6 protein-coding genes and 1 pseudogene are annotated in these 7,840 nt (G+C 64.4%); 4 read left to right on the top strand and 3 right to left on the bottom strand.

What is annotated here, in order from left to right; all coding sequences use genetic code 11:
* A partial coding sequence (locus AC0L3U_RS38075; protein ID WP_473364917.1) for a cupin domain-containing protein occupies positions 1-741 on the top strand: 741 nt, incomplete at its 5' end.
* Between the two features lie 74 nt (positions 742-815).
* A pseudogene (locus AC0L3U_RS38070) lies at positions 816-1,705 on the top strand (aldose 1-epimerase family protein).
* A gap of 30 nt (positions 1,706-1,735) precedes the next feature.
* Here AC0L3U_RS38070 and AC0L3U_RS38065 read toward each other — a convergent pair.
* Positions 1,736-2,584, bottom strand: coding sequence for an MBL fold metallo-hydrolase (locus AC0L3U_RS38065; protein WP_473295032.1), 849 nt, complete (start codon positions 2,582-2,584; stop codon positions 1,736-1,738).
* Between the two features lie 249 nt (positions 2,585-2,833).
* On the opposite strand from AC0L3U_RS38065, the gene AC0L3U_RS38060 reads away from it, so the two are divergent.
* Positions 2,834-3,646, top strand: coding sequence for a winged helix-turn-helix domain-containing protein (locus AC0L3U_RS38060; RefSeq protein WP_473295033.1), 813 nt, complete (start codon positions 2,834-2,836; stop codon positions 3,644-3,646).
* Positions 3,647-3,860: 214 nt separating this feature from the next.
* Here AC0L3U_RS38060 and AC0L3U_RS38055 read toward each other — a convergent pair whose 3' ends face one another.
* Both AC0L3U_RS38055 and AC0L3U_RS38050 read right to left on the bottom strand, forming a co-directional pair.
* Entirely contained in the window at positions 3,861-4,667 is an 807-nt protein-coding gene (locus AC0L3U_RS38055; RefSeq protein ID WP_473364916.1) for a lytic transglycosylase domain-containing protein, read from the bottom strand.
* Between the two features lie 90 nt (positions 4,668-4,757).
* Positions 4,758-5,900, bottom strand: a complete 1,143-nt coding sequence (locus AC0L3U_RS38050) for an alpha/beta hydrolase family protein (protein ID WP_473364915.1) — start codon at positions 5,898-5,900, stop codon at positions 4,758-4,760.
* A gap of 140 nt (positions 5,901-6,040) precedes the next feature.
* On the opposite strand from AC0L3U_RS38050, the gene pgm reads away from it, so the two are divergent.
* A complete protein-coding gene (gene pgm / locus AC0L3U_RS38045) occupies positions 6,041-7,687 on the top strand; it encodes a phosphoglucomutase (alpha-D-glucose-1,6-bisphosphate-dependent) (RefSeq protein WP_473364914.1) in 1,647 nt (548 codons plus the stop codon).
* Positions 7,688-7,840: the final 153 nt, after the last annotated feature.

The raw sequence follows: 7,840 nt of genomic DNA, 5'->3' as shown, positions 1-7,840 counted from the left end.
AGCAATGCCGGCCGCGATCTCGGCTTCGTGACGCTGGAGCCCGAGGCGTTCGGCGCGGCCAAGGCGATCTCGATCGACTATGCGGTGATGGAGAAGACCGCGCGCGCCGCGGTGGTGCCGGTGTCCTGCGGCTGGTCCGACGTCGGCTCCTGGCACGCGGTGTGGGAATTGTCGGACAAGGACGCGCAAGGCAATGCGTCGCACGGCACCGCCGTGTTCGAAGATAGCCGCAACTGCAACGTCACCACAGACTCTGCGCTGGTCGCACTCGAAGGCGTCGACGATCTCATCGTGGTGGCGACCGCGGACGCAGTGCTGGTCTCGCGCCAGAAGGATGCCAACGGGCTCAAGCGGCTGGTTACAAAACTCAAGGCGGTCGCGCCGAAAGTCACCGAGGAGCATCTCAAGGTGCATCGGCCCTGGGGCAGCTACCAGTCGGTCGACAATGGCGAGCGCCATCAGGTCAAGCGCATCGTGGTGAAGCCGGGCGGGCGTCTGTCGCTGCAGAAGCACCATCATCGCGCCGAGCACTGGATCGTGGTCCGCGGCACCGCCCGCGTCACCGTCAACGAGACCGTCAAAAGCGTGCACGAAAACGAGTCCATCTATATCCCGATGGGCGCGGTGCACCGGATGGAGAACCCTGGTAAAATCATGCTGGAGCTGATCGAGGTCCAGACGGGAAGCTATCTCGGGGAAGACGACATCATCCGGATTGAAGACGACTACCAGCGCTCTTGAGTAGAGTGTCGCTCCAACATTCGGCGAACATCTGGAAACTGTCCTGTGAACTGCGATGATCGGAACAGGCTGTTATGACGGACGACACGCACACGATCCGCCACGGCGGGCTCACCGCGACCATCAAGGCGCAAGGCGCGGAGATGTGTTCGCTGGCGAGCGATGCCGGCATCGAGTTCGTCTGGCAGGCGGAGCCGGCTTGGCCGCGCCATGCGCCGCTGCTATTTCCGATCGTCGGGCGCCTCGCCAATGACGAATTGCGGCACCGGGGCAGGACCTACCGGATGACCCAGCACGGCTTTGCGCGTGACAGCCGCTTTGCGTGGGTGGAATGCGGCGAAAGACGCTGTGTCCTGGTGCTCGAAGACAGCGAGACGACGCGCGCGCTCTACCCCTTCGCGTTCCGCCTGACGACAACCTATGCGCTCGACGAATCCGGTCTCGATCTTTCACTCGTGATCGCGAACACCGGCAAGGAGATCTTGCCGGCCTCGCTCGGCGGCCATCCCGCTTTCAACTGGCCGCTCCAACCGGGGCTGGCGAAGGAGAGCTACGCGCTGAGCTTCGCGAACGCAGAGCCATCGCCCGTCCGCCGTCTCGATGGCGGCTTGCTGCGCCCGGCAACCGAGCCGAGCCCGGTCAAAGGATCCGTGTTGCCCTTGTCCGAATCCCTGTTCGTCGACGACGCAATCATCTTCGATCGGATCGCGAGCAATTCGGTCCGCTATACCGTGGAGCAGGGCGCTTCCACCGGGCCGTGGTTGAAATGTCATGGCGCGGCTTTCGGGAGCTTGGCGTCTGGTCGAAACCGTCGGGCGCGCCGTTCCTCTGCATCGAGCCCTGGCGCGGCTATGCCAGTCCCGCCGGCTTCGACGGCGAGTTCAGCGACAAGCCAGGCCTGATGCACATCGCGCCCGGAACGGAAGAGCAGTTGTCATTCCGGGTTGAGGTTGGATCGTCGTGAGGTCGCACGGCCTTCACGCATCTCGAGTTCTCAGACCTCGATCCGCGTGAGGTCCTCGCCGAGCACGACAGGACCCGAATAGTCCCGCCTGACGTCCGCAAGCAGCGCATTCAGCATGGAATCGTCGGTGCGAGGCCGGTGATGGGTCAGCGCGAGCTTCTTGACGCCGGCCTTGGCCGCGACCTTGCCGACTGTATCGCCGCAGGCGATCGTGAATTTGGCAAGCCGGCGCAGGTGCTCGTTGTCGATCTCCGGCGTGGCGAGGAAGCAGCACTGGACCAGCAGGTCGGCCCCGTCAGCCAACCGTTCGAGACCGGGGCAGGGCACCGTGTCGCCGGAAATTGCAATGACCTTGCCCTCAGCCTCGAAGCGATAGCCGAGACACATCCAGCGTGCGAGGAAGGCCGGCGACATGTCGAGGCCGTCGCCATGCGAGACCAGTTCGGCGCTGATCTTCCAGGGCCCGGTGTCGAGAACGGGGCCCGGTATAATGTCGGTCGCGACGACTGGTTTCCAGCCGCCGAAGCTCGGCTCGCCCTGATCGCGCCAGGCGATGTCCTTGTCGTAGACCTGCGTGACCAGCGTATTGACGAGCCGTTCGGTATCCGGCGGTCCATAGATGCGCAGATCGTCCTTGCGCCCGTGCATCCATGAATTGAGCATCACGTCGTAGAGGTCGCCGATGTGGTCGAAATGGTGATGGGTGAGAAAGACCGTGTTGATGGAGCCGAGCGGTACGCCGGCCTTGCTGAGCTGAACCATGACGCCGCGGCCTGCATCGATCAGGATATTTTCCCCGCCGAGCCTGATCAGCGTGGTCGTCGCCATGCGGCGCGGGTCCGGGCGTGGGCCGCCGGTGCCGAGCAGGATGACTTCCATGGCGCCACCTCCAGGGGCAGACTTTTCGGGACGCCACAGTAGATTTGAAGCTCTCGGCGAGGCAAGCGGTGGCGGGAGGGGCTTCAGCCCCGCACGACTGCCGCCTGTGCGGGGCTCCCGAACATGATGCGCGGGACGAGAAGTGTGGGCCAATTCATACTTAATACGGCCAGATCGTGACCAATGTTGTTTGGGCGCGATAACGCGCCTAGTGTTGCAGCAGGCAATTCGAGGGGGCTCGAACAAGTCGTGAATGTACGTTCACAGGACGGCGCGCTCGGCGACCTGAGCATCCAGGCCGGTTCGCAAGCACACAGGACATCCAGCATCGTGGCTGATTCCGCAGTTCAGGAATCGCGTGTCGCTGGCCGCGAGCGGCTGATCGTCGTCGAGGATGATCCGGTGACGCGGACGATGCTGGTCGGTTATTTCAGCGAGAACAATTTCGACGTGGTCGGCGCCGGCTCCTGCGCCGAATGCCGCCAGGCGCTGCGGACGCGGACCGATCTCGTGTTTCTCGACCTGCAGCTGCCCGACGGCGATGGCTTCGATCTCGCCAAGGAGATCCAGGCGACCAGCAATGCGGGCATCATCTTCGTGACTCGCCGCGACACCGATGTCGATCGCATCCTCGGCCTCGAGATCGCGGGCGACCACTACGTTACCAAGCCGATCAATTTGCGCGACCTGCTCGCACGCGCGCGAAGCGTGCTGCGGCGGCGCTCGATCGACCGCAAGGCGGCGCGCACCCACAATTCGATCGCGTTTGGCGACTGGATCATCGACCTGACGCGGCGCGAGCTGCTCGGCAGCGACGGCAAGCCGGTGGCGCTGACGCGCGCTGAATTCGACCTGCTTGCGGCGCTCGTCGGAGCCGACGGCAGGCCGCTCAGCCGCGACTATCTGATCGAGGTCGTCAGCAATCGCCAGGCCGAGGTCGACATCCGCACTGTCGATGCCCTGGTGGCGAGACTGCGGCGCAAGCTCGTCGGCAGCGGCACGCCCGTCATCACCACCGTCACCGGCGTCGGCTACAAGCTCGCGCTGAGCGAGCGGCTCTAGACCCAAGCGCAGCACGAAATGGTGCCGGCGGCGCCATCGGGTTCAGCCACTGAAACCGACCAGGAACCGAATCGCGAGAAAGGCCGACAAGGCCACGGCGCCGGTCGCGACGATTGCAAACAAAACTCTCAAACTATTGTGCATGATCTCTATTCAGGTTCGGTTTCAAAAAATGTCGTTGGTCCAACCGCTGCTCGTCTCAAGGCAGGCAATTCTATTGGCGTGATGCGACCCGTTTCCACTTGGCTTCGACGCGAGCCTTGATGAGGCGGACCCGGGCTTCCTGTGCTGCCCAATATGCCCTGCTCGCTGCGGCCGTGCCTTGACGGTAACGCGTATAAACGTCCTTCGGCCGTGCCGGTCCCTTTTGATTGTGCGCTGACTTCTGATGGTGCGCTGACTTCGAGATGGCGGGCGGCGTAGTTGGTGCCGGTGCCACATCTGGGACGGCCGCAGCCTGGTTTCCCACATTCGTCGAGTTCAGGGAGACAAGACGATTGCGGGCGCGATGACAATAGACCTGGGAGCGCGGAGTCATGGACTCTTCGTCATGACCGGCTCGATATTTCATCAGGGCGCGGCAAAGGTCCCCGCCTGCCAGGCGCCATGCGCGGCTCAGATACAGAACCCCGTAGTGGATGTTGATATCGGGCTCCGCGAGCTCTGCGTTATTTCCCCGGAATCCGAGCATCGCTGCCGTTTCGGGCCGAACCTGCATGAGGCCGATCTCGCCGACGGCGCCAATGGTGGCCGGATTGTATCCGCTTTCAACGAAGACGACGGCCTCGGCGATGTCGGCGGGCAGATCGGTCTTGGCCGTTTCTCTTTCGATGATTTTTCGGATTGCCGCCCGCGATGCCGGCGTCTCTCCGGCGCCGAGATCTGCATCGCGACCGACCGCCGCCAACGCCGGTTCCACGTCGTTCTGGGCGTACACGGAGGGGGACGCCAACCAAAGCACAGCGATCGCAACGTGTGTCCACGTCGCGCGGGCATTGATGTGTGTTCGATCCCGCAGCATGGACCACGTATTATCTCTTTCGAGTTAACAACGGATTTTCTGGCGGCGCGAGGTGCGGACGGGCTCGGACGGCCAAGGGCGCTTTGAAGGCTATCGCGACCGCGAGCTCTGGTCGGTTGATGTGCTTGGCGCAGCCCCGGCCAATTTGTCGTCGACCGCATAGAGCGTGCAGGCGGGCGACCATTTTGTGCAGGCGGCAAGTGAATCGCGCTGGGCGTCGTCGGCGGTCGCGCGCCCCGAACGCCAGCCGTAACCGCCGTTCGGCGACACCGCAAAAGCCTTGTGCGGCATCGTGCTGGCGAGATAGCGCGCGAACTCGGCCCGCGCGGCCTCGCTGAGCTGGCCCGGCGGCGGGAGCGGATCGGGAGGGCTCAGGATGTCGTGGCCGAGACCTCGTTCGCGCAGGAAGGCGTCGAGATACGGCGTCCATTGCGGACGGCTTACGACCGAATAGAGATAGTGGCCATCGTCGCCGTAAGGCGGCGCTGCGACGAATTTCGCGTTGCCGCCATTGGCGCGAAATCCGGCATGGAGGCGGCGCGCGAGGTCGGGACCGAAGTAGGAATCGTTGCTGGCATAGACCCACAGCATCGGCGCGCGCGAGGTTTTGCCGAACGTGGCGAAGGCTTGCACCAGCCCGTTCGGATTGCAGACGTCGTCATCGTCGCGCGAGCCGCGCCCGCCGGCAAAGCTGATCGCGGCAACGAGACCCACGGGCGCCTGCGCGGTCAAGGCGACGGTGGCGAACCCGCCGGCGGAATGGCCGGCTGCGATCATGCCCGAGGTGGTGACGTCGGCCCTGCGCGCCATCGCCTCGATCGCCGCGCGCAAATCCGCGACCGCGACCGCCGCCGCCGGCAGGTAAGCGGCATTGGCGCAGCCGCCGACGCTGTCGACGCGACCGCCGGGCGAGGTGCCGTAGCCGCGTCGCATCACGATCAGCGCGGCGAAGCCGCGCCGGGCATATTCCAGAGCGATACCGTAATATTTGTGCGCGGACATCGTCGCGCGATCGTCGAAGCTGCGCGGCGAGCCGTGGCTGAGCAACGCCAGCGGATAGCGCCTGGTCCCGGCCGGCCGGACCAGGAACGCCTCCAGCCCCTGCGGTCCGGCCTCGGCCATCGGGATACGCAAATCCTCGGTGTAGAACTCCGCGGCCATCGCATCGGGCGCAATGCCAACCGTCGCAAGCCAGGCCATCAGAACAACCAGAAGCCTCTGAAACAGCGTCATGCCCCGACTCGAAAAGCCCCGATCGAAGACCATAGCATGATCTCAGGAACGGCCGCCCCATCGCGGGTGTTGTGCCCTTGGCGGGGGCTTGGCCGATGCTATGGTATCGCGCAATTCTACGACAGGACGAGGTATATCCAGTGGCTGATGTTCATCCCGCGGCGGGCAAGCAGGCCTCGCCGGACGCGCTCACCAACGTTCCGCGGCTGGTGACGGCCTATTTCGCCGGCAAGCCCGATGTCGCCGATCCCGCGCAACGGGTGGCGTTCGGCACCTCCGGCCATCGCGGCACCTCGTTCAAGACCAGCTTCAACGAGGGCCATATCCTCGCGACGACGCAGGCAATCTGTGATTATCGACGTGAAAAGGGGCTGACCGGTCCGCTCTTTATCGGCATCGACACCCATGCGCTGGCTGAGCCCGCGCTGGTCAGCGCCGTCGAGGTGTTCGCGGCCAACGGCGTCGACATCATGATCGACAAGGACGGCGGCTACACGCCGACGCCGGTGATCTCGCATGCGATCCTGACCTACAACAAGGGCCGCACCTCCGGCCTTGCCGACGGCGTCGTCGTCACGCCCTCGCACAATCCGCCCGAGGACGGCGGCTACAAATACAATCCGCCGCATGGCGGGCCGGCCGACACCGACGCGACCTCCGTGATCGAGAAGCGCGCCAACGCCTATCTCGCCGACGGCCTCAAGGGCGTGAACCGCATCGACTACGCCAGGGCACGCAAGTCTGCGAACGTCCACGCCTATGACTACGTCACACCCTATGTCGCCGATCTCGGCAACGTCGTCGATCTCGACCTGGTCAAATCCGCCGGTGTCAATATCGGTATCGATCCGCTCGGTGGCGCCGCTGTGCATTACTGGCATCCGATCATCGAGCGCTACGGCCTGAAGGCCACGGTCGTGAACGAGGCGATCGACCCGACCTTCCGCTTCATGACGATGGACTGGGACGGCAAGATCCGCATGGACTGTTCCTCGCCTTATGCGATGGCGAGCCTGATCGCGATGCGCGACCGCTTCGACGTCGCCTTCGCCAACGACACCGACGCGGACCGCCACGGCATCGTGACGCGCACCGGCGGCCTGATGAATCCGAACCATTATCTCGCGACCGCGATCTTCTATCTGTTCGCGCACCGCCCGAACTGGGGCAAGGACGCCGCGATCGGCAAGACCGTGGTGTCGAGCTCCATCATCGACCGCGTCGCGAAAAAACTTGGCCGCAAGCTGGTCGAGACCCCGGTCGGCTTCAAATGGTTCGTTGACGGTCTCCTCACGGGCGGCTTCGGCTTCGGCGGCGAGGAGAGTGCAGGCGCCTCGTTTCTGCGCCGCGACGGCACGGTGTGGACCACCGACAAGGACGGCATCATCCTCGGCCTGCTCGCGGCCGAGATCATGGCCAAGACCGGCCGCGATCCGAGCCAGCTCTTCAACGACCTCACCGCCGAGTTTGGCGTGCCGCATTACGCGCGCATCGACGTCGCCGCCACCACACCGCAGAAGAACATCCTGAAGTCCGTCACGCCGGAGCAGCTCGGCCTGAAGGATCTCGCCGGCGATCCCGTCCGCGCCACGCTGAGCAAGGCGCCCGGCAACGGCCAGCCGTTCGGCGGCATCAAGGTCGAAACCGATTTCGGCTGGTTCGCCGCCAGGCCGTCAGGCACCGAGGACGTCTACAAGATCTACGCGGAGAGTTTTCGCAGCCCCGAGCACCTGAAGGCGATTCAGCAGGAGGCTCAGGCGGGGTTGGCGAAGGTGTTCGGGGCGTAGGACACTCCAGCGGCAGGTGCCGCTTCTCGCGCTTCTCCGGGGGAGAGCGCCCTATGCTCGGTGTCATCGCCCGCGCAGTGTTTAGACCGGAGACATAGCTGACGCTTGTTCGGACACATCACTGACAGGTTGGCCATTGGTCAAGTCGATTGA

It is taken from the genome of Bradyrhizobium sp. Kon69 (assembly GCF_055807515.1).
The sequence above is the reverse complement of the archived record's forward strand: the minus strand, read 5'-3'. Positions and strand labels throughout refer to the sequence as shown.